The organism is Sellimonas intestinalis (genome assembly GCF_001280875.1).
Taxonomy (GTDB): domain Bacteria; phylum Bacillota; class Clostridia; order Lachnospirales; family Lachnospiraceae; genus Sellimonas; species Sellimonas intestinalis.
Genome location: NZ_LGAJ01000003.1, coordinates 666,285 through 689,534, shown reverse-complemented (window position 1 = coordinate 689,534; position 23,250 = coordinate 666,285). Strand labels below are relative to the sequence as shown.

The window sequence follows — 23,250 nt, the reverse complement described above, 5'->3', positions numbered from 1 at the left end:
GACGCGGATGAATTCATCTCCATCGCCAAGGTAGAGTATGAGCTTTCCAAGGAAGAGGGACGGTATCCGGTTACTTTCTCCACATCTAACGGGACAAGTATTGAGAAGAGCATCTATGTAGTGGATCAGCCTTTTGTCAAAAATGAGAAAGCGAACGAAGGTGTCATGGCGTTTAATTTTTTCAAGACTGTGGATGAGATCACGGAATCTCAGGCACTCGATACGGATCTGAAGACTTGGGCGGGCGCTCAGGCATGGAAACTGAGTAATGAAGATGAAGCTGTCGATCTCAGCGTTGACTATGATTTTGAGCCGGAGAACGTGAAAGAGGGTGTCTACCAGATTACCTTCTCTACCACAGGACGAGAGTTTAAAATTCACACCACGGATTATACCGAGGAAGGACAGGAGGTAGGGCTTACCTTTTTCCCGGAGGATATCCATGTTATGTCCAGGGAGGTATTTTAAATGAAACGATTTTCAAAATTGGCGATTCCCTATATCGTGTGGGCGGCGCTGATGCTGATACTTCCGATGGCATTGATTGCCATGTATTCTGTCATGGAGCCGGGAAACAGTATAGTTTCTTTCTCCCTGACCCTGGATCATTATGTCAAGTTTTTTACGGATCCGGATTTCCTTTTGATTTTATGGCGATCTCTTGTCATTGCGGTTAAGACGACGGTGATCTGCCTGATTTTAGGTTATCCGGCGGCTTACTTTATCGCCAGAAGCCGGGAAAAGCTACAGAATATCCTGATTCTTTGTATTACGATTCCAATGTGGATCAATATGCTGGTACGGACATATGCTTGGATCGGACTTCTCAGTGAAGGCGGAATGATCCAGCGTATTCTCGGATTTTTCGGCCTTGGAAATGTAGAACTTCTCTACACAGAGGGCTCGGTACTTCTTGGTATGGTGTACAATTTCCTGCCATTTATGATTTTGCAAATCCAGACGTCTCTTAGCAAGATGGATCCTTCCTTGCTGGAGGCAAGTGCGGATTTGGGAGCGAGTCCGGCACAGACATTTCGGAGAGTAACGCTTCCGCTTTCTCTGCCGGGAGTCATTAATGGGATTACATTGGTATTCCTGCCCGCGGTCAGTTCCTTTTTCATTCCAAAACTTCTGGGAGGAGGACAGTACTTCCTGATCGGAAACATGATTGAGAATCAGTTCATCACTGTGGGAGAATGGAATTTCGGAAGCGCGATTTCTATGATTATGGCGGTGATTATGATGCTCCTGATGATGCTTGTCCGCAGAATTGAAACTCGGAATCAGGGTGGAAAGGGGGAGAAAGCATGAAAAAGAAAAATCGTATCTTTGGAAAAGTTCTGATGGTTCTGATGATCGCGTTTTTCTATGTGCCGATCCTCTATATGATCGTCTTTTCCTTTAATGATGGAAAATCTCTGACCAGTTTCAGCGGTTTTTCCCTGCGTTGGTATCGGCACATGCTGGAGTCGCAGGATATGATGACAGCTTTATATACGACATTTAGTATTGCGATACTTGCCACCATGATTGCGACCGTAGTGGGAACTGTGGCGGCCATCGGACTGTCCAGCTCCAGGAAAGTGATCCGCAATCTCATGGAACAGGTGAACAATCTTCCGATGATGAATCCGGAGATTGTAACCGCAATCGGGTTTATGCTGCTGTTTATCACTTTTAAAATAGAAAAAGGATATGTGACGATGCTTTTGGCGCATATTGCTTTTTGTATTCCTTATGTCATGCTTTCCGTAATGCCGAAGATCCGTTCTTTGGATCCCAATCTGGCGGATGCCGCCATGGATTTGGGAGCTACACCGTTTAAGGCGCTCACGAAAGTAATCGTACCCCAGATCACACCGGGGATTCTTTCCGGGGCACTGATTGCCTTTACTATGTCAGTGGACGATTTTATTATTTCTTATTTCGTCACAGGAAGAGGCGTGAAAAATTTAAGTATTGTAGTCTATACTATGAGTAAACGTGTCAACCCAAGTATCAATGCAGTCTCTACGCTCGTTGTGGTGATCATTACGCTCGTACTTCTGATGATTAATCTGGTACCTGTGCTGGCGGCAAAGAAAAGCCGGAAGACCAATGCAATGAGCCACAGACATAAACTCATTCCGGCTCTTGCGGTATGCTGTGTTGTAGCGGTTGTTGTGGCGACATTAAAACACAGTAGTGGCGGAGCGGATCGCCCATTTGAGGGACAGACGCTTCATATCTATAACTGGGGCGAATATACCGGAGAAAATATTATCGGAGACTTTGAAGAGGAGACGGGAGCAACGGTTGTCATGGAAAACTTTGACTCGAATGAGCAGATGTATATCAAGGTGGCGAATGGAGAAGCATACGATATTCTCGTGCCGAGTGATTATATGATCCAGCGTCTGATTGAAGAGGGCTATTTACAGAAACTGGATAAGTCCAAGTTGGATTGTTTCGATAAGCTTTCTGAGGACGTTCTGGGACTGCCATACGATCCGGACAACGATTATTCCATTCCGTATTTCTGGGGAACGGTTGGAATCGTCTACGACAAGACGAAAGTGGATCTGAAAGATCTGGAAAGAGAAGGATACAATATATTTTTGGATCAGAAATATAAAGGGGACGTCTATCTGTATGACTCTGAGAGGGATTCCTTTATGATGGCTTTAAAGGCGCTTGGGTATTCCATGAATACGGAAAACCAGGCGGAACTCAATGAGGCATATGATTGGCTTGTAACATGTGTAGAAACTATGGATACCGAGATTGTCACGGATGAGATTATCGACAATATGGCGCAGGGGAGAAAGGCGCTTGGCCTGATCTATTCCGGTGACGCAAGTTATGTCATGGCGGAAAACGAGGACATGGGGTACTATATGCCGGATACCGGAACGAACCTCTGGTCGGACGCGATGGTGATTCCAAAAAACGCAAAGAATCCGGAGCTGGCCCATGCGTTTATCAATTATGCAAGCGACTATGACGGCGCTTACGATAATTCCGGTTATGTAGGATATACCTCGTCAAATCAGGAAGTTATGGATGACCTTTCCGGGAAGGGAGGCGACTATGAAGGAATTAATGCCTATATCCCGCGGACAGATAATGAAAATGATGAAGTTTTTGTATACAATGCAGAAACAAAAAAGATTATCAGTGATCTTTGGAGTCGTGTGAAGATCGCTGCCAGCAACGCTGGGTAGGACCGGAAAAGAATGACCAGATTTTGAATCAGGATTATAGAAACGAAAGGCCTGTCGTCTTGCTCCTCTATTGGAGGAATACGACTGGCCTTCTATCGTGATACCAATTTAATAGTCAAATAGGAATTTTAGCTATTCATGTATTTTCATTACTTGCAGGTTTCATTTTTCCATTTTCTATAATTATATATTGCTTGAATAAGCAGCATAATTGCCAATAGAGTTGCAACTAAGCATGTCTGAAGGATGGATTGGAATGTAGTATGAAAATAAAAAATAATAACAATCGCTATGGGAATCATCCATAATGTTCTAATAAATTTTCTTCTATAACTTAATTTCCAATAACATACCATGATTCCTTTATCAACTTTTTCAGACATATCCCATTTTTTTGACAGTAATAAAGAAATAACTACAAGTATAAATACTGGAAATACTATTAATACTACTTCCGCCATGAACACACCTCCGTATTTATGTTATTATACTACTTTTCCGTAAAATCTTACGGTATATCCGGTTAGATATTCGTAAAATTCAACTTTTAAAGAACACGGAATTGATGAAGAAAAACTCATATTGCCTGTCCAAGACAGTATGTGGTATAATCAAATACTGGAAGTTAAATATAAAAAATAAATACATCTTATACTATATTTAGGGAAAGTGAGCAGCTAAGAATGATCGATCAGGAGAAGTGGAGTACAATTCTGGAAGAGTACGAGCATCTGGATGTGGCGCCGGTCACAGAGCCACAGCGGCAGTACTATTTTATAAAAAAATGCCAACAGTATGTGAAACAAGAGAGCGAAGAACTGGGCCGGCCATTGTATTGTAAAATTGTGACATTTGGCTGTCAGATGAACGCAAGAGATTCAGAGAAACTGACCGGAATTCTGGAGGAGATCGGATACGAGATGATCGACCAGGAAGAAAAAGCGGATTTTGTCATTTACAATACCTGTACTGTGCGGGAAAACGCGAATCAGCGAGTGTATGGCCGTTTGGGACAGCTCAATCGTGTGAAGCGGAAGAATCCACATATGCTTATTGGACTTTGCGGCTGCATGATGCAGGAGCCGCATGTTGTAGAAAAGTTGAAAAAAAGTTATCGATTTGTGGATCTGATTTTCGGAACCCATAATATTTATAAGTTTGCCGAGGTGCTTGCCACCCGTTTTGAGTCCGGACGGATGGTGATTGATATCTGGAAGGATACGGATCGGATTGTGGAGGATCTTCCGAGTGATCGGAAATATTCGTTCAAATCCGGTGTTAATATCATGTTTGGCTGCAATAACTTCTGTAGTTATTGCATTGTTCCGTATGTCCGGGGACGGGAGCGAAGCCGGAACCCGAAAGATATCATCCGGGAGGTCGAGCGTCTCGTGTCAGACGGTGTCAAAGAAGTGATGCTTCTTGGACAAAATGTTAATTCTTACGGGAAAACTCTGGAAGATCCGATGACCTTCGCAGAGCTTTTGCGTGAAATAGAAAAGGTCGATGGCCTGGAGAGACTTCGCTTTATGACGTCTCACCCCAAGGATCTTTCGGATGATCTCATCGCTGTGATGAAAGATTCGTCCAAGATCTGCCACCACCTGCATCTTCCGGTACAGTCCGGAAGTACCCGGATCTTGAATAAGATGAACCGCAGATATACGAAAGAGCAGTATCTCGAACTGGTGGAAAAAATCCGTAAAGCTGTGCCGGATATTTCCCTTACGACAGATATTATTGTTGGATTTCCTCAGGAGACGGAGGAGGATTTCCAGGAGACGCTGGATGTGGTGCGGAAAGTACGCTTCGACAGTGCGTTTACGTTTATCTATTCTAAACGGACAGGTACGCCGGCTTCCCTGATGGAAGGTCAGGTGCCGCAGGAAGTGGTCAAAGACCGTTTTGACCGTCTGTTAAAGGAAGTACAGGCCATTGCGGCAAAAGAATGTGCCAGATTTGAGAGTACAGTCCGTACCGCTCTTGTGGAGGAAGTAAACGATCAGGATCCGTCTCTTGTGACCGGAAGGCTGGACAATAATCTGCTGGTACATTTTCCAGGTACGAAGGAAATGATTGGAGCGTTGGTTCCGGTGAGGCTTCTGACTTGTAAAGGATTTTATTATATCGGAGAAGCAGTGGAAAAATAAACCGGGCACACCGGATGCATAATGACAGAAATAACGTCCACACTATGTATGGAAATGTACAAAAGTGAGGACGTTTTTCTATGAAAAAAATGAGTGAATACTTATTTCTTTGGGCAGTCGGCGGCTGCCTTTACTATACATTTGAGATCGTATTCCGGGGGTTTTCCCACTGGACGATGTTTGTCCTTGGGGGATTGTGTCTGGTGTTTTGCACTGCCCAGGGCAGGGCAGGTAAATGGCGGGATCCCCTGGGTATTCAGATTATCCGATGTATGATATTTGTTACTTCCTGTGAATTCATTACCGGAATTATTGTAAACAAATGGCTGAATCTGAATGTCTGGGATTACAGCAATGTTCCGTTTCAGCTCTTTGGACAGATTTGTCTGCCTTTCATGGCTTTGTTCGGATTTCTCTGTACGATCGGTATTTATTTGGGTGGATATCTGCTGCATCTTCTTTATGGAGAAGAGAAACCGCGGATCCCGATTTGGTAATGAGCAAGGAAAAGAAATCTAAATTTTCCTTTTTTTGCCCGGAAAATAGTGATATAATGTAATATCAGGGTGAAGCGCCCTAAATACCAAAACAGGAAGTAAAAAAGATAAAATAGAAAAAGCAGCTAAAGAAAAGGAGAATCAAAGTGGCAGAATTAACACCGATGATGCAGCAATATATGGAAACAAAGAAAGAGTATAAGGACTGCATTTTATTTTATCGCCTTGGGGATTTTTATGAAATGTTTTTTGATGATGCACTGACCGCTTCCAAAGAACTGGAGATTACTCTGACCGGAAAAAATTGTGGCCTTGAGGAACGTGCGCCGATGTGTGGCGTGCCGTACCATGCGGTGGACAGCTATCTGTCCAGATTGGTGGAGAAAGGATACAAGGTTGCGATTTGTGAGCAGGTGGAAGACCCGAAACAGGCAAAGGGGATTGTCAAGCGGGAAGTGATCAGGATTGTGACGCCAGGGACGAATATCGATTCTATGACGATGGATGAGACGAAAAACCAGTACATCATGTCAATCGTCTTTGATGCGGGACGGTATGGCGTCTCGATTGCGGACGTTTCAACCGGAGATTATTTTGTGACTGAGACGGACAGTGCCACAAAGCTGTTCGATGAGATTTATAAATTTGCGCCTTCTGAGATTATCTGTAATGAGGCGCTCTATGTGAGCGGTATCCAGTTGGAGGATCTGAAAAACCGGATGCAGGTTGCCATCTCTGCTCTGGACGCATGGTATTTTGATGAGGATCTTTGTAAGAAGGCTCTGAGAGAACATTTTCAGGTATCATCGCTTGAGAGTCTTGGCGTGGCAGACTATGAATGTGGAGTTATCGCTTCCGGCGCCCTGCTTCAGTATCTGATTGAGACACAGAAGACGTCCCTTGCCCATCTGACGAAGCTTACGACTTACTCGACAGGGAAATATATGGTGCTGGACAGTTCCACGAGGCGGAATCTGGAGCTTTGTGAGACTCTTCGGGAAAAGCAGAAGAGAGGTTCGCTTCTTTGGGTGCTTGATAAGACCAGAACAGCTATGGGGGCCAGACTGTTGCGTAAGTATGTAGAGCAGCCACTGATTGACAAGGAAGAAATTACGAAACGTTTGGATGCGGTTGAAGAGCTTTTAAAGGAGTCGATTTCCAGAGAGGAAATCCGGGAGTATCTCTCCTCCGTCTACGATCTGGAGCGTCTGGTAGGAAAGATCTCCTATCAGTCGGCCAACCCAAGGGATTTGACAGCTTTTAAGGCATCTCTTGCCATGCTGCCCCATATCCGCTGTATCATGGGGGATATGAAGAGTCCCCTTCTGAAAAATCTGTACAATGAGATTGATCCGCTGGAAGATCTCTGCGATCTGGTGGAACGTGCGATTGTTGAGGAACCTCCGTTTGCCATGAAAGAAGGAGGGATCATCCGGGACGGTTACCATGAGGAGGTAGACCGGCTGAGAAAGGCAAAGACGGATGGAAAGACCTGGCTTGCCGAACTGGAGCAGAAAGAACGGGAAAAGACCGGAATCAAGAATCTTCGGATCAAGTACAATAAGGTATTCGGGTATTATCTGGAGGTCACCAATTCCTTTAAAAATATGGTTCCGGATTACTATACCAGAAAGCAGACGCTGACAAATGCAGAGCGGTATATTATTCCGGAGTTAAAGGATCTGGAAGATCTGATTCTGGGTGCGGAGGACAAACTCTATGCCCTGGAATATGAGCTCTACTGTGATGTGAGGAACCGGATTGCGGATGAGATCGTGCGGATCCAGACGACGGCAAAAGCAGTCGCCGCGGTGGATGCCTTTGCTTCTCTTGCATTGGTGGCGGAGCGAAATCATTATGTCCGTCCGAAGATTAACGAAAAGGGTACGATCGATATCAAGGACGGACGTCACCCGGTCGTGGAGATGATGATTCCCAACCACATGTTTATTGCCAATGATACATATCTTGATGACAGGAAAAACCGGGTATCCATCATCACCGGACCGAATATGGCGGGAAAGTCTACCTATATGCGGCAGACGGCGCTGATCGTGCTGATGGCACAGATCGGTTCCTTTGTGCCTGCATCCCAGGCAAATATCGGTCTGGTGGACCGGATCTTTACGAGGGTAGGCGCCTCCGATGACCTGGCCTCAGGTCAAAGTACATTTATGGTAGAGATGACCGAGGTGGCGAACATTCTCAGAAACGCTACGAGCAAAAGTCTTCTGGTTCTGGATGAGATCGGCCGGGGGACGAGTACCTTTGACGGGCTTTCTATTGCATGGGCAGTAGTGGAGCATATCAGCAACGCAAGACTTCTGGGAGCAAAAACATTGTTTGCGACCCATTACCATGAGCTCACGGAGTTGGAAGGAAAGATTGACAGTGTCAATAACTATTGCATTGCTGTCAAGGAAAAGGGAGATGATATTGTCTTTCTCCGCAAGATCGTAAAGGGCGGAGCGGACAGAAGCTATGGAATTCAGGTGGCGAAACTTGCCGGAGTTCCTGAGACGGTCATTACTCGTGCCAGGGAAATTTCCGAGGAGCTTTCTGACGCGGATATTACTACAAGGGTGCGTCAGATGAGCGTACAGGGCCAGGAGATGAAAGGAAAAGAGAAATCTCAAAAGCTTGATGTGGTGGATATGGCGCAGATCTCTCTGTTTGATACAGCGTCGGATCATGATGTCATCGAGGAGCTTAAGTCGATGGATATCAGCCACATGACGCCAATGGATGCAATGAACACATTGTATCAGCTTCAGAATAAGCTGAACAATCGCTGGTAAGGAGGAGCCATGGGAAAGATTCAGGTTTTAGATCAGGTTACGATCGACAAGATTGCCGCGGGTGAAGTAGTGGAGCGTCCGGCTTCCGTGGTGAAAGAGCTGGTAGAAAACGCGATTGACGCGAAAGCCACGGCGGTCGAAGTAGAGATTCAGGACGGCGGGATTTCTCTGATTCGGATTGCAGACAACGGAGGGGGAATGGAACAAGAAGACGTAAGAAATGCTTTCCTACGTCACTCCACAAGTAAAATCCGCAAAGTGGAAGACCTGGCACATATTTCTTCTTTAGGGTTCCGCGGGGAAGCGCTGTCCAGTATTGCGGCTGTATCCCAAGTGGAGATGATCACGAAGACTGAGGAGAGCGTTTGCGGGACGGCGTACCAGATTTCCGGTGGGAAAGAGGTCTCTCTGGAGGAGACCGGTGCAAGAGACGGGACCACCTTTCTCGTGCGCCAGTTATTTTACAATGTTCCTGCAAGGCGGAAATTTTTAAAGACGCCGATGACGGAAGCAAGCCATGTAAGTGACCTGATGACACGGCTTGCCTTGTCTCGCCCGGACATTTCCTTCCAGTTTATTAACAACGGACAAGAACGGATGCATACGTCCGGGAACGGGAAATTAAAAGATGTGATTTACCATGTTTATGGGCGGGAGATCACCGCCAATCTGATCGAAGTTTCCCGGGAAAACGGGGAGATCCGGATAACCGGGTTTATCGGCAATCCGACGGTCACAAGGGGAAACCGCAATTTTGAGACTTTTTTTGTTAATGGCAGGTATATTAAGAGCGGGATTTTGTCAAAAGCTGTTGAAGATGCCTATAAGGATTTCACCATGCAGCACAAATATCCGTTCATCGTACTGCATCTGGAGATTCTGGGAGAAGAAATTGACGTCAATGTCCATCCTACTAAGATGGAACTGCGCTTTGGGCATCAGCAGGAGGTATATCAGTTCCTCTATGAGACGGTATCGGGAGCGCTTCATGGACGTGATCTGATTCCAAGAGTGGAAGCCCCGGAAGCGCCAAAGCCACCGGAAATCCCAAAAGCATCCGATACAACCGGGACACCGAAAACAGCAAATCTCTCTGTACAATCCGGAGCTGTCACACCGGGGGCGCCAGAGGTTTCAGCAGGAGTGGAAAACGCGGTTACAACACCAGAAAAAAGGGATCTGAATTATTTTATGGAACGGATGCGGGATCGGGTAACATCTTACCATAATCAGTTTGCTTCTGCGGAGGTGAAAGAGCGGGGAGAGATCCATAAACCGTCATTCAATCAGGAGCGGATCCGGGAAGCTGTCTCCTACCGTACCCGAACGGAACAGCAGGAAAAATTGACGGCAGAACAGCAGAAATCAGAACAGCTTACCTTGTTTGATGAGAAACTTCTGGATGAGGCGTCCGTGCCGGACTACAAGATCATCGGTCAGGTGTTTGATACCTACTGGATCGTGCAGTTCCATGATAGCATGTATATCATTGATCAGCATGCGGCTCACGAAAGAGTACTCTATGAGCGGACCTTAAAGGGGATGAAGACAAGAGATTATACGTCCCAGTATATCAGCCCACCGATCATTTTGGATCTGTCTATGCAGGAGGCGGAATTGTTTCGCCGTTATCTGGACCGTTTCACGAAGATCGGGTTTGAGATTGAGCCGTTTGGAGGAGATTCCTTCGCGGTACGTGCGGTGCCGGACAATTTGTTCAGTGTGGCGAAAAAAGAGCTGTTACTGGAAATGATTGACAGTCTGTCCGATGAAATCAGCACGAATATGACACCGGAGATTCTGGATGAGAAGATCGCTTCCATGTCTTGTAAGGCGGCGGTCAAAGGGAATTCAAGACTGTCCAGAAAGGAAGTAGAAGAGCTGCTTTTGGAGCTTTTAAAACTGGATAATCCGTATCACTGTCCGCATGGGAGACCGACGATCATTGCTATGACAAAACGGGAACTGGAAAAGAAATTTAAGAGAATCGTATAGAAGGGTGAAGATACATGAAACGACCACTGGTCATACTGACAGGTCCGACGGCGGTGGGAAAGACAAACGCCTCTATTGGGCTTGCAAAGAAAATCGGCGGAGCCATCATATCGGCGGATTCCATGCAGGTTTACCGGCATATGGATATCGGCTCGGCCAAGATCCGTCCGGAGGAGATGGACGGGGTGAAGCATTACCTGATTGATGTGCTGGAACCGACAGAAGAGTTCCATGTCGTTCGTTTCCAGAAGCTCGCAAAGCAGGCCATGGAGGAGATCTATGAGAATGGACTGATCCCGATTGTGGCCGGAGGGACCGGATTTTATATTCAGGCACTTTTGTATGATATTGATTTTACGGAAAGCAGGGAAGATCCGGACTACCGACGGGAGCTTTCCTTGTTCGCGGACCGTTACGGTGAGGAGGCGCTCCATGAGAAACTCCGTGAGGTAGACGAAGAAGCGGCAAACGAGATCCATCCGAATAATCGAAAACGGGTGATCCGGGCGCTGGAATTTTACCATCTTACCGGGAAAAAGATTTCGCTGCACAACGAGGAAGAGCGAAAAAAAGAGTCGCCGTATCAGTCCGCCTATTTTGTTCTGAACGATGAACGGGGCAGGCTGTATGAGCGGATCGACGCCAGGGTCGATCAGATGTTGGAAGACGGGCTTGTGGAGGAAGTACGTGCGTTAAAGTCCAGGGGATGCAACCGAAATATGACCTCCATGAAAGGGCTCGGATATAAGGAAATCCTCGCTTATCTCGATGGGGAGACGACGCTTGAAGAAGCTGTGCGGATCTTAAAGCGGGATACGAGACATTTTGCAAAACGCCAGATCACGTGGTTTAAACGGGAGAGGGATGTGATCTGGGTGCGGAAACAGGATTTTAATTATCAGGAAGACAGAATCCTGGCGTTTTTACTTGAAAATCTGAAGAAAAGAGGAATCATAGAAGATGAATCATAACATAGAGGAACGATTAAAGCAGCATTACGCGGAGGCAGGCATTTCACGGAAGGTCTACGAGTTCGGAATGAAGATCGAGACGGATTTAAAGGAGCGATTTGAAACCATCGACCAGATTGCGGAGTATAACCAGCTAAAGGTCGTTCACGCTATGCAGAAAGCCCGTGTTAATACGGAGTGCTTTCAGTATGCGTCCGGTTACGGATACAATGATTTCGGGAGGGATACGCTGGAGAAGGTGTACGCCTATATTTTTCATACGGAGGATGCTTTGGTGCGTCCGCAGATCACTTGTGGAACCCATGCCCTTGCTCTTGCCCTTGCCGCTAATCTGCGGCCAGGTGATGAGATGATTTCTGTGGCCGGTAAGCCGTATGACACATTAGAAGAAGTGATCGGAATCCGTAAGTCCAAAGGTTCTTTAAAAGAATACGGAATCAGTTACCGACAGGTGGATCTTCTTGCGGACGGCAGCTTTGACTTTGAGACAATCGAAAAGACGGTGCGTCCTGACACAAAGCTTGTGACCATCCAGCGTTCCAAGGGCTACCAGACAAGACCGAGCTTTTCCGTGGAGCAGATCGGAGAAGTGATCCGTTTTATGAAAGAGCGGTTCCCGGATGTGATTTGCATGGTGGATAACTGCTACGGCGAGTTCGTAGAGCTTCAGGAGCCAAGCGACGTAGGCGCGGATCTGGTTGTCGGTTCCCTGATTAAAAATCCGGGAGGCGGGCTTGCGCCGATCGGCGGATATATTGCGGGAAGAAAGGATCTGATTGAAAACTGTGCTTACCGTCTGACTTCACCGGGACTGGGCAAGGAAGTGGGAGCGTCTCTTGGGGTAATGAAAGACTTTTACCAAGGACTTTTTCTGGCTCCAACGGTCGTCAAAGGTGCGGTTAAGGGTGCGATTTTTGCGGCAGGTATCTATGAAAAGCTGGGATTTTCCGTGATTCCGTCCATGAAGGAAGAGCGGCATGATATCATCCAGGCGGTCGAGTTCGGAACGGCTGAGGGTGTGATCCGTTTCTGCCAGGGAATTCAGGCTGCGGCCCCGGTGGACAGTTATGTGACGCCGGAACCGTGGGCGATGCCGGGGTATGACAGTGATGTTATTATGGCGGCGGGTGCTTTTGTTCAGGGTTCATCTATCGAGCTATCGGCAGATGCTCCGATCAAACCGCCATATGCAGTTTATTTTCAGGGGGGGCTTACCTGGGAGCACGCCAAATTCGGAATTCTAATGACTCTTCAAAAATTGACAGAAGCAGGTGTTGTAACCATTGAATAAAGGAGAAAGCATGATGAAGGTTGTGGTAATCGGAGGCGGAGCTTCCGGCATGATGGCAGCGATTGCGGCGGCGGGAGCGGGAGCCCGGGTTACGATTCTGGAGCAAAACGGGGAGCTTGGAAAGAAAATTTTATCGACCGGAAATGGAAAATGCAATTTTACCAATATCCGGCAGATGCCAGGTGCTTACCGAGGAGAGCACCCGGATTTTGCCATGGAGGTCATCAGCCGATTCCCGGTGCCGGAGACGATCCGGTTCTTTCTGGAGATGGGACTTTACTCCAAGAACCGGGATGGGTATCTCTATCCTCATTCGGAACAGGCGCAGGCGGTACGAGACGTGCTGGTCATGGAATTAAAGCGTCTACAGGTAAAAGTGGAAACCAATGTGTTTGCAGAGAAGATCACAAAAGGAGCACGTTTCCATATAACGGCGAAACGGTATCTCCAAAGACCGGAAAAGAAAAGTAAAAAACGAACGGTTCTTGTGACTGTAGGAGAAGAGGAACAGACTTATGAGGCAGACCATGTCATTCTGACGGCCGGGGGACTTGCCGGCAGAGTACAAAGGGCAGATGGCACCGGGATGCGGATGGCCGGGAAGTTAGGACATACGATTGTTCCCTGCGTTCCGGCGCTGGTGCAACTGATGTGCGAAGAAGCGTTTTACCCGAAGCTTTCGGGCGTGCGTGCCGGAGCGAAGATAGAGCTTGTGTGCGGCGGAGAAGTAAGAGCGCTGGATCAGGGAGAAATCCAGTTCACCGATTACGGAATTTCCGGGATTCCGGTTTTTCAGATCAGTCGTTTTGCGGCAAAAGCGCTGTCAGAAGGTACCATAGAAGTAAGGGCAGAGCTTGATTTTATGCCGGATTTTACGAAAGAGCAGTTGAAAAGTTTCCTTTTGTCACGGATTCAGATGAGGCCTGAGAAACCGGTGGGAACATTTCTGACCGGAGTATTTCATGAGAAACTGGCATGTATTTTGTTGGAACGAGCTGGCATTTCAGAAAAATTTCTGGCAAAGGATCTGACAAAGGCAGATGTTGACTGTCTGGTTCATGTGATCAAGATCTTTTCCACCCGGATCACAGGGACGAAAGGGTTTGATCAGGCTCAGGTCAGTGCCGGGGGAATTGCGACGGACGAAGTAGATTCTAAGACAATGGAATCCCGTATCGTTCCAGGACTGTTTTTGGCAGGTGAGGTGCTGGATATCGATGGAATGTGCGGCGGCTATAATCTTCAATGGGCATGGTCGAGCGGCTATGTGGCAGGAAGGAGTGCTGCGGGAAAGGAGCAGGCATGATTCGAATCGAACAGATAAAAATGAAAACCAGCCATACAAAAGCAGAGCTGAAAAAAAAGGTAGGGCACATTCTTGGCGTTTCCGGAGAGGAAATCACAGGAATGGAGATTATCAAGCGCTCTATCGATGCTCGTAAAAAACCGGAAATTTATTATGTCTATACAGTGGATGTGACTCTGTCAAAGACGAAAAGAGAGTGGTCGATCTTAAATCGTGGAAAGAACAAAAACATATCAAGGGCAGAAGAAATATCGTACACGTTTTCAGTCTGTACGGACGGAAACATGATGGAACAGCGTCCTGTGGTAGTTGGAAGCGGACCGGCCGGACTATTTTGTGCCTATCTGCTTGCCAAGTACGGATACCGTCCGATTTTGATCGAGCAGGGAGCGCCGGCGAAAGAGCGCCGTAAAGCGGTAGAGACATTCTGGGAGACAGGAGTTCTTGATATCCGTACAAATGTCCAGTTTGGAGAGGGCGGTGCAGGGACTTTTTCTGATGGAAAGCTGAATACACTGGTAAAGGATCCAGAAGGACGAAACCGGGAGGTACTGCGGATTTTCGTAGAACATGGAGCGCCGGAGGAGATTCTCTACGAGAGCAAACCACATATAGGTACAGACATACTAATTGATGTGGTACAAAAGATCCGTAAGTCCATTGAGTCTTATGGTGGGGAATGTCGGTTTTACACGAAGATGACAGGCATACAGATTCAGGATCACAACATCGTCGGAATTGAAATCGAGCAGCATGGAACCCACTCATTACTTCCGTCACAGACAGTAGTTCTTGCTCTGGGCCACAGTGCCAGGGATACGTTCGCGATGTTAAAGAAGTCCGGTGTTTTTTTGGAGGCCAAGTCCTTTGCTGTAGGCGTTCGGGTAGAGCATCTGCAAGAGCAGATCAATCTGTCCCAGTACGGAACGAAACAGCATCCGGATCTTCCGGCGGCAGCCTATAAGCTGACGGCAAAAGCAGGAAATGGGCGGGGTGTTTATACTTTTTGTATGTGTCCCGGCGGTTATGTCGTAAACGCATCCTCAGAAGAGAGACGTCTGTGCGTCAATGGAATGAGTTATCATGGAAGAGCAGGGAAAAATGCCAACAGTGCGGTGATTGTTACAGTAACCCCGGAAGACTTTATGGGGGAGAATAAGGATCCTCTTTCCGGGATCGCCTTTCAAAGAGAATTGGAAGAGCGGGCATACCGGGCCGGAAAGGGAAAGATTCCGGTCCAGTGCTTCGGTGATTTCTGTGAAGATAAGGTTTCGACCGGATTTGGGGAGATTCTTCCCCAGATGAAAGGAGCCTGCACGTTTGGCGATGTACGTGGAATTTTTCCGGAGGACATCGCAAAGGCCATTCAGGAGGGAATCCAAGATTTTGAACATAAAATTCACGGTTTTTCCAGAAATGATACGGTACTTTCCGGGGTGGAGGCGAGAACGTCTTCTCCGGTGAGAATCACGAGGGACGAATCCATGCAAAGTCTCGGGATTCGTGGACTTTACCCTTGTGGAGAAGGAGCCGGATACGCAGGAGGTATTACTTCGGCGGCCATGGACGGCATCAAGACTGCGGAGGCGATCGCGAAGCAATATCGTCCGGTGGATCATGATGAAAGAAACACGGTGATTTTGTAAAAGAAAAGAGAGTGCGGGAACAAGAAAGGGGGATCCGTATGAAGGCATTGACCTATATAGAGCATGATAAATTTGCTCTGATTGACAAACAAAAGCCAACCCTGCAAAATCCGCAGGATGCGATCGTTCGAGTGACAATGAGCTCGATCTGTACAAGCGATCTGCATATCAAGCATGGCAGTGTACCGCGGGCTGTTCCGGGAATTACGGTTGGGCACGAGATGGTGGGAATTGTCGAGCAGATTGGAGACGAGGTGATGTCGGTTTGTCCGGGGGACAGAGTGACTGTAAATGTGGAGACATTTTGTGGAGGGTGTTTTTTCTGCAAGCATGGTTATGTCAATAATTGTACGGACCCAAATGGAGGCTGGGCGCTTGGATGCCGGATCGACGGCGGACAGGCAGAATATGTCCGGGTGCCGTTTGCCGACCAAGGGCTGAACCGGATTCCGGACAGTGTGACGGACGAACAGGCACTCTTTGTAGGGGATATTCTGGCTACCGGCTTTTGGGCTGCCCGCATCTCCGAGATCCAGCCGGAGGATACCGTTCTGATCATCGGCGCGGGGCCTACAGGGATCTGTACGTTGCTGTGCGCGATGCTTCAGAATCCGAAAGCTATCATTGTCTGCGAAAAAGAGGAGGAAAGACGTCTGTTTCTTCGGAAGCATTACCCGAAGGTGCTGGCCTGTACACCGGAAGAATGTGAAGCATATGTTCTTGCTCATTCGGAACATGGCGGGGCGGATGTTGTCATAGAAGCAGCCGGCACAAAGGACACCTTTGAGCTTGCCTGGAAGTGTGCCCGTCCCAATGCTATTGTGACCGTCGTTGCTCTCTATGAGGAAGCGCAGATCCTCCCGCTTCCACAGATGTACGGAAAGAATCTGACCTTTAAGACCGGAGGCGTAGATGGCTGTGACTGTGGTGAAATTTTATCTTTGATTGAACAAGGAAAGATCGATACAACGCCATTGATTACACACCGGTTTCCTTTGTCGGAAATCAATGAAGCCTATCGGATCTTTGAAAACCGGCTGGACGGCGTGATCAAAATTGCGGTTACAGCAGAATAAGCTGGATTCCATTTTGCATCATTTCGGGATCATGGAGCAGCAGTCGGGGGGGGGGAATGGATGGAATACCCGTATGGAGGCGCCGGCACCAAAGCCGGGACAGATGATGCTCTGGGCAATGCAGAGTATCGCACATGGGGCGGATTTTGTCAGTTTTTTTCGATGGCGAACCAGCGTGATGGGTTCGGAAATCACGATAAAAACACCTGTAGAGGATATGGACACAGCAGAGAAGGTACAAGGGCAGAGAGCATTTCTAAAAATTCAGATAAGAAATTATTGTGCTATGAAATCAATGGGAACAAAAGAAAGAGACAGAACATATTGGACTTCCAACAAGGCCGATATGTTCTGTCTCTTTTTTATTCGGTGGCAAAAATCGAAATAAACCGACTACTTTTGCCGTTTCCATGGAGTATACGGGATTCGAACCCGTGGCCTCCACAATGCGAATGTGGCGCGCTCCCAACTGCGCTAATACCCCATACGAAAATTATATCACGAAAGAACAGAATTTCAAGTATGTATTTAGATGAAAAATTGTATAAAGAAATACTTTTTAACTTGTACAATACAACGAAAAAATAGTTCATATAAACTTTATATATATCTAATATAGACTAATATAAAAAATATGTTAATATAAAATTAATATTTTAAGTAGGAAGAAAGAGCAATATGGGAAGTGTTCAGGTAAAGAATAGCGATTTGCACCAAAAGTTAAAACATGTGTCCATTTAAAAGAATAATGATTGAAAATTATATCTGTGATAATTATCAAAGTTTTAAAGATGAGGGATAAAGAATGAAATCTTTTATGAAACATTACAAATTTGAAAGTTCTATTATTTTTTTCGAATTACTGTTTCAAAATTTACTTCTCTTAGGTAGTACGCTCATTACGATGTACATGGCAAAGCTTGTAATGGAAGGGGATTTGCGAGGAATTTTGATTTGTTCTGCTGGGATCATGATTCTCTATCTGATACTTCACCTCTTATTTTGGAGTTACGATGTTCATCTCACGAAAGTAATCGCAAAAATCAATCAAGCCATGCGGGAGAATCTGAATCATCAGATGTTAAGTAAATCTGTTGAACAATTAAAGAAAGGTGATTCCGGAGAGTATTTATCCTGGTACATTAATGATTTAAAAGAAGCGGAAGAAAAAGGCATCCGTAATTTTTATGATGCCATAGATGAAATCATAAAGTTAGTGTTAGGCATTATTGTACTAGGAGCAATTAATTGGCGGCTTTTGCTTTGCACACTGATTACAACAGGTATGGTTTATGTATTGTCCCATCGTTTTGGAAACGATGTGAAACAAGAGTCTGAAAAAGTGTCTGCAATATGGGAAAAATTTACGAAAGCAGTAAAAGAACAGATAGGGGGAGTCAGAGTTCTTAAATATTTCGGATACCAAGATCGATTTCAACGTCAGATTGAAGGAGAATCAAAAGAGCTGGAAAAACAAAGATATATATATGTGAAAACCCAGGGAAAAGCAACGCTGAAAATTAGAGGGATTAATTCCGTGGCGAGTTTTGTCAATAATATGGTGTTGTTCGGAATGTGCGCTCTTCGTGTGATTCCAGCAGAAATATTTTTTGGAGGAGGAAACTTAATCAATCAGGTAAAAAATTCTATCCTTACACTTTCTGAACTGCGGGTTGCCATGGATGGAGCCAGACCATATTTTGAAAAAATCAATAGAATGGCGGAGGAAACGGAAAAGAAAAAAGAACTTCCGATGATTAACAATGAAATTGAATTCCGGAATTTGAGCTTTGCCTATTTGGAGAAGCCGGTTTTTGAGAACTTGAATCTGAAATTTAAAGTCGGTGGGAAATATGGTATCATAGGAAAAAGCGGGAGTGGAAAAACAACATTATTAAAAATTCTTTTGGGACAATTAACTTCATACAGCGGAGAATTACTTTTTGACGGCGTGGATGCTGCTGTGTATGATACAGAATCGTTTTATCGACAGATGGCATATATAGAACAAAATGTATTTCTATTTCATACGACAATTCGGGAAAATATCACTCTCGGTGCAGAGTTTCAGAAGGAAGAACTGGAAGAGGCATTACGCAACAGCGCACTTTATGAGGATTTAAAATCATTTCCTCAAGGGCTTGATACGGATGTGGGCGAAAATGGAGATTGTCTTTCAGGAGGACAAAAACAGAGAGTGGCAGTGGCACGGGCATTGATTCATAAGCGAAACATTCTTGTTGTGGATGAGGGAACTTCGGCGCTCGATAAAATAAACGCAAAGAAGATAGAAACGGCTCTCTTAAAGTCCAAAGATGTGACTTTGCTATTTGTTAGTCATCATTTGGAAGAAAAAGACATGCAGAAATATACAAATGTATACTGTCTGGGAGAGAAGGTGGCACAATGAAAAAGTATCTGTTGCACTATAAAAAAGAAAATGCCGTATTACTCTTTTTGATGATTTTTATAAATGGAATCGAGACGAGTTTTGCATTTCTGCAAATGTATATAGGTAAGCAGGTTATAGAGGGAGAAATTAAAAAAGTACTGCTTGTTGTGGCTTTTAATTCAGCTCTTGCATATTTTTTCTATGTGCTTTTATATATAAGGAAAAATTATCAAACATATCTTATTTCCACCATGAATACGGAGCTTCGAAATGACATTAGTAAAAAGATACTTCATGAATCATTTGAAAAGAATGTGGGAACAGATAGCGGAGAGTATGTATCCTGGTATACGAATGATGTCAGAGAAGCTGAAAACCAGGGCTTCCAAGTTTTTTACAGTTATATGGATACAGGATTCAGACTTTTGATGGGAGCTATTTCTTTGCTTTTTATTAAATGGGAATTGTTGGCATTGACATTGGTCGTGTCCGGTATTTCTATGTATGTAAGTAAAAGATTCAGTGATAAAGTGGAAAAATATGCAGAAAAAGTATCACTGGCAATGGAACGGTATACGGACAAAGTAAAAGAACAGATTGCAGGAATCTGCATCTTAAAATCCTTTGGAAATCCGCAGAAATTTTATAAAGAAATCATGGAAGCGGGCAAAGCATTTGAAGAAGAAAAATGTGATTTTACAAAGAACAAGGGCAAAGAAAATTATAAATCAACAGTAATTAGTATTTTGGGAATCAATGCAATAAATATTCTGACATTTGTGCTTTGTGTACTGCGAATCATCGCACCTGAAATAATTTTCGGAAGTTTGAATCTTACAAATCAAGTAGGAAATGCATTCAGCCAGTTGATTTCAGCAAAATTGCAAATTGCGGGTTCAAGGCCATATTTTGCAAAAGTAGATTGTGATAAAAATACCGAAGAAAATAGAATAAGCAAAAAACTTCCGGCACTTAAGAAAGAAATTGTTCTTGAAAATTTATCTTTTTCTTATGGGAAGAAGAAAGTATTTGAAAATATCAATTATACATTTGAAAAGAATGGGAAATATGCTCTTGTAGGAAAGAGTGGAAGCGGAAAAACAACGCTGATAAAGATTATGCTCGGACAGTTAGGAAATTATCAAGGGAAAATCTACTATGACGGAGAAGAAATTTCTTCTTTTGATGGGGACACTTATTATGAACAGATGGCATATATCGAACAGGATGTGTATCTTTTTGATTGCTCTATAAGGGATAATATTACTCTTGGAAGTGACTTCCCGGAAGAAAAAATGCAGGAAGTATTGGATATGAGTGCATTGCAGAATGATTTGAAGGCACTACCGGATGGGTTGGATACGAAAGTTGGAGAGAACGGAAAGAACTTATCCGGGGGACAGAAACAGCGGGTTGCCATAGCAAGGGCGCTGATTCATAATAGAACCATTTTATTCGTAGATGAAGGGACCTCTGCGTTAGATAAAGAAAACGCTGCACTTGTAGAGGAAGCCTTATTGGCCTGCCCGACACTTACATTGATTTTGATTACCCATCATTTGAAAGAAGAGAATATTTCTTTATATGATAAGATTTACAGTCTTTCTTATGAGTAATTTTCAGAAAAAGAAGAGTGGATTTTCCTGCATACAAAGAAGACATCGCAAACTGGCGGTGCCTTTTTTATTTAAGAGGCTGATGTTCGACAACTGGCTGCGTTTTACTAAGGGTTTTATTGACGACACATTGACGACAAGAGTGCCTGCAAGCTCTGTAAATACGTTGTCGATTCTTAAGGAAAATTTAATACGGAAAAAGGCTATACACATTTTTTGAAGTGTGTTAGAATAAAAGCGGTTTGTAAAACACAAAAGTTTGGAGGGTATACAGATGAAAGGAGCAAGAAGCAAAAACGGATGGGGATTACTCCTGATGCTTCTGGCAGGCATTGTGTTGGGCGGATTTATAGGGATGCTCGCACAGGATATTCCTGGACTTGGATGGCTTTCTTACGGTCAGACGTTTGGCCTGCAACAGCCGGTTATACTGGATCTTGGGATTCTGGTTCTTACTTTGGGACTGAGTGTGAATATTTCTATCGCCAGCATTGTTGGCATGATTCTTTCTATCATTATTTATCGCTTCTTATAATCTACTGAACCGATCATTAGAGTTTACAAAAGATATGAATCAAACAATGAAAGAGTTACTAGAAGAGGAACGTCCATATGAAAAGTGTGGACGTTTTGGTGCCAAAAGCCTGACAGATATTGAGCTTCTGGCTGTGCTTTTAAGAAGCGGCACAAAGGGCGGCAATGTCCTTGAGACGGCTAAAAAGATCCTCTATCCGTCCGGAAGAGAGGGCGGGCTTACAAGACTGCCATCTTACTCGCAAGACGCGCTGATGAAGATTCCCGGGATTGGTAAGGTCAAGGCCATTCAGATTCTATGTCTCTGTGAGATGGCAAGACGGATCGCGAAGGAAAAGGCAAAAGAACCTCTTTCTTTTGACAGACCTGAGACGATCGCATCTTACTATATGGAGGATATGCGTCATCTCAAACAGGAAGAACTAAAACTTCTGATGTTAAATACAAAATCAAAGCTTCTTGGCGAGACGCGGATTTCCAAGGGGACGGTCAATATGTCCGTCATTTCTCCGAGAGAGCTGTTTATAGAAGCATTGCAGAAAGACGCGGTGTCGATCATTCTGCTCCACAATCATCCGAGCGGAGATCCAGAGCCGAGCAGAGAAGATATTCTTGTGACAAAGAAAATTGCGAAGGCAGGGGAGCTGATCGGAATTACGTTGATGGATCACATTATCATCGGCGATCAGTCTTATGTAAGTCTTGCCGAAAAAGGGTGGGTATAAAGAAGAGAAGGGACTGGAAGAAAATGACTGGAACCATTTATGGCCTGGATCCTGGTACGTATCAGCTAAAGATTTATGATAAAAGAGAAGACCGGATCCGAACGGTAAAGAACGCAGTCGCAATCCGGAACCATACAGATATTTTTGCGGTAGGCGACCGGGCATATGAAATGTTGGAAAAAACGCCCGGAGATATTACCATTGCGTTTCCGATGAAAGAGGGTGTGATATCCAGGATTGGAGAAATGCAGTACCTTCTGGAGTGCGTGCTGAGGACGGAAGAAGGCTTCTTTACAAGAGGGACCGAGTATGTAATTGCGGTTCCCACTGATGTGACAGAGATGGAAAAAAAAGCATTTTTTGATCTGTTTATCCATTCTTCAGTCAGGGCGCGTGAAGTACGGATTGTAGAGCGCTGTATTGCGGACGCCATTGGCGCCGGAATTGATATCCGACAGACGCCGGGATCGGCTATCGTCAATCTCGGCGGTGAGACGACAGACATCGCGATTCTTTCCAGAGGCGGAATTGTTCTGAACAGACTGTTAAAGACAGGAGGCGCATTCCTGGATCAGATGGTTGTCACGATAGTGCGGAGAAATCTTGACTTTGTGATTGGCAGGCCCACAGCCGAGGAGGTACGCAGGAAAACCGATGTGTTTGGAGAGGCAGTACGTCCTCCTGTTTTGGCGGCAGGGAGAGATCTGATCCGGCTAAGGCCTGGAGTAAGAGAAATTCCTAGTACGATCGTACGTGAGGCTCTGGAGGAGTTCTTAAAGCCCTGTATCCGAACTCTCTTATTGATGCTTGAGCAGACGCCGCCTGTAGTGCTTGGGGCGATCAGACGGCAGGGAATCTGCTTGACAGGCGGGATTGCCTGTACGAAAGGATTGACGGGATATATGGAGGCACAGACAGGGGTACCGTTTTATACGGCAGAGCAGCCGCAGCTCTGTGCGGCTAGGGGCGTGCGTAGCATTATTGTGGACAGGGATTTTGAAGATCTGGCGTATTCCATGAAAGACGAAAATTATAGGTGGATGAGATAGG

Annotated in this window: 17 protein-coding genes, 1 tRNA gene and 1 pseudogene; 17 read left to right on the top strand and 2 right to left on the bottom strand. The window is 45.3% G+C overall.

Annotated elements, in window-relative coordinates; translation table 11 throughout:
• The first annotated feature begins 468 nt into the window (after positions 1 to 468).
• Together AOA56_RS04290 and AOA56_RS04285 are read left to right on the top strand one after the other, a co-directional pair.
• Positions 469 to 1,311, top strand: a complete 843-nt coding sequence (locus AOA56_RS04290; RefSeq protein ID WP_024732493.1) for an ABC transporter permease — start codon at positions 469 to 471, stop codon at positions 1,309 to 1,311.
• Positions 1,308 to 3,203 carry an extracellular solute-binding protein gene (locus AOA56_RS04285; protein ID WP_024732494.1) on the top strand — a complete coding sequence of 632 codons (1,896 nt, stop codon included), beginning with the start codon at positions 1,308 to 1,310 and terminating at the stop codon, positions 3,201 to 3,203. The genes AOA56_RS04290 and AOA56_RS04285 overlap by 4 nt, the downstream gene beginning before the upstream one ends.
• Before the next feature lie 149 nt (positions 3,204 to 3,352).
• Here AOA56_RS04285 and AOA56_RS04280 read toward each other — a convergent pair whose 3' ends face one another.
• Positions 3,353 to 3,664, bottom strand: coding sequence for a hypothetical protein (locus AOA56_RS04280; RefSeq protein WP_024732495.1), 312 nt, complete (start codon positions 3,662 to 3,664; stop codon positions 3,353 to 3,355).
• Positions 3,665 to 3,886: 222 nt separating this feature from the next.
• Between AOA56_RS04280 and miaB the strand changes: the two genes are divergently transcribed.
• From miaB to AOA56_RS16490, 10 genes and pseudogenes are all read left to right on the top strand, one after another.
• The gene (gene miaB / locus AOA56_RS04275; RefSeq protein ID WP_053769017.1) at positions 3,887 to 5,353 is read left to right on the top strand and encodes a tRNA (N6-isopentenyl adenosine(37)-C2)-methylthiotransferase MiaB; all 1,467 of its coding nucleotides are present in this window, start codon (positions 3,887 to 3,889) and stop codon (positions 5,351 to 5,353) included.
• 80 nt (positions 5,354 to 5,433) lie between these two features.
• Positions 5,434 to 5,850 (top strand): putative ABC transporter permease, encoded by a 417-nt coding sequence (locus tag AOA56_RS04270; protein WP_024732496.1) that lies wholly within the window; start codon positions 5,434 to 5,436, stop codon positions 5,848 to 5,850.
• 146 nt (positions 5,851 to 5,996) lie between these two features.
• Positions 5,997 to 8,648: a DNA mismatch repair protein MutS gene (gene mutS / locus AOA56_RS04265; RefSeq protein WP_330376390.1), complete on the top strand. Its 2,652-nt coding sequence runs from the start codon at positions 5,997 to 5,999 to the stop codon at positions 8,646 to 8,648.
• Positions 8,649 to 8,657: 9 nt separating this feature from the next.
• A complete protein-coding gene (mutL, locus tag AOA56_RS04260; RefSeq protein ID WP_053769016.1) occupies positions 8,658 to 10,643 on the top strand; it encodes a DNA mismatch repair endonuclease MutL in 1,986 nt (661 codons plus the stop codon).
• A gap of 14 nt (positions 10,644 to 10,657) precedes the next feature.
• Complete coding sequence (miaA, locus tag AOA56_RS04255; RefSeq protein ID WP_053769015.1) at positions 10,658 to 11,614, top strand: tRNA (adenosine(37)-N6)-dimethylallyltransferase MiaA; 957 nt, start codon at positions 10,658 to 10,660, stop codon at positions 11,612 to 11,614.
• A complete protein-coding gene (locus tag AOA56_RS04250; protein WP_034594484.1) occupies positions 11,604 to 12,905 on the top strand; it encodes a methionine gamma-lyase family protein in 1,302 nt (433 codons plus the stop codon). Before miaA ends, AOA56_RS04250 begins: the two co-directional genes overlap by 11 nt.
• A gap of 10 nt (positions 12,906 to 12,915) precedes the next feature.
• Complete coding sequence (locus AOA56_RS04245; protein WP_048621751.1) at positions 12,916 to 14,211, top strand: BaiN/RdsA family NAD(P)/FAD-dependent oxidoreductase; 1,296 nt, start codon at positions 12,916 to 12,918, stop codon at positions 14,209 to 14,211.
• Positions 14,208 to 15,857: an NAD(P)/FAD-dependent oxidoreductase gene (locus AOA56_RS04240; protein ID WP_053769014.1), complete on the top strand. Its 1,650-nt coding sequence runs from the start codon at positions 14,208 to 14,210 to the stop codon at positions 15,855 to 15,857. The genes AOA56_RS04245 and AOA56_RS04240 overlap by 4 nt, the downstream gene beginning before the upstream one ends.
• Before the next feature lie 38 nt (positions 15,858 to 15,895).
• Complete coding sequence (locus AOA56_RS04235) at positions 15,896 to 16,933, top strand: alcohol dehydrogenase (RefSeq protein ID WP_048621753.1); 1,038 nt, start codon at positions 15,896 to 15,898, stop codon at positions 16,931 to 16,933.
• A 22-nt stretch (positions 16,934 to 16,955) separates the two neighbouring features.
• A pseudogene (locus tag AOA56_RS16490) lies at positions 16,956 to 17,321 on the top strand (beta-galactosidase); the annotation flags it as partial.
• A gap of 23 nt (positions 17,322 to 17,344) precedes the next feature.
• On the opposite strand, the gene AOA56_RS04225 reads toward AOA56_RS16490, so the two are convergent.
• A tRNA-Ala gene (locus tag AOA56_RS04225) sits at positions 17,345 to 17,417 on the bottom strand.
• 321 nt (positions 17,418 to 17,738) lie between these two features.
• On the opposite strand from AOA56_RS04225, the gene AOA56_RS04220 reads away from it, so the two are divergent.
• From AOA56_RS04220 to AOA56_RS04195, 5 genes are all read left to right on the top strand, one after another.
• Entirely contained in the window at positions 17,739 to 19,343 is a 1,605-nt protein-coding gene (locus AOA56_RS04220; RefSeq protein ID WP_053769012.1) for an ABC transporter ATP-binding protein, read from the top strand.
• Positions 19,340 to 20,941, top strand: coding sequence for an ABC transporter ATP-binding protein (locus AOA56_RS04215; protein WP_053769011.1), 1,602 nt, complete (start codon positions 19,340 to 19,342; stop codon positions 20,939 to 20,941). Before AOA56_RS04220 ends, AOA56_RS04215 begins: the two co-directional genes overlap by 4 nt.
• A gap of 274 nt (positions 20,942 to 21,215) precedes the next feature.
• Entirely contained in the window at positions 21,216 to 21,476 is a 261-nt protein-coding gene (locus tag AOA56_RS04205) for a DUF4321 domain-containing protein (protein ID WP_024732508.1), read from the top strand.
• A 34-nt stretch (positions 21,477 to 21,510) separates the two neighbouring features.
• Positions 21,511 to 22,200, top strand: coding sequence for a RadC family protein (radC, locus tag AOA56_RS04200; protein WP_024732509.1), 690 nt, complete (start codon positions 21,511 to 21,513; stop codon positions 22,198 to 22,200).
• Positions 22,201 to 22,223: 23 nt separating this feature from the next.
• On the top strand, positions 22,224 to 23,249 hold the full coding sequence (locus tag AOA56_RS04195) for a rod shape-determining protein (protein ID WP_024732510.1): 1,026 nt from the start codon (positions 22,224 to 22,226) through the stop codon (positions 23,247 to 23,249).
• The last annotated feature ends 1 nt before the right edge of the window (position 23,250 follow it).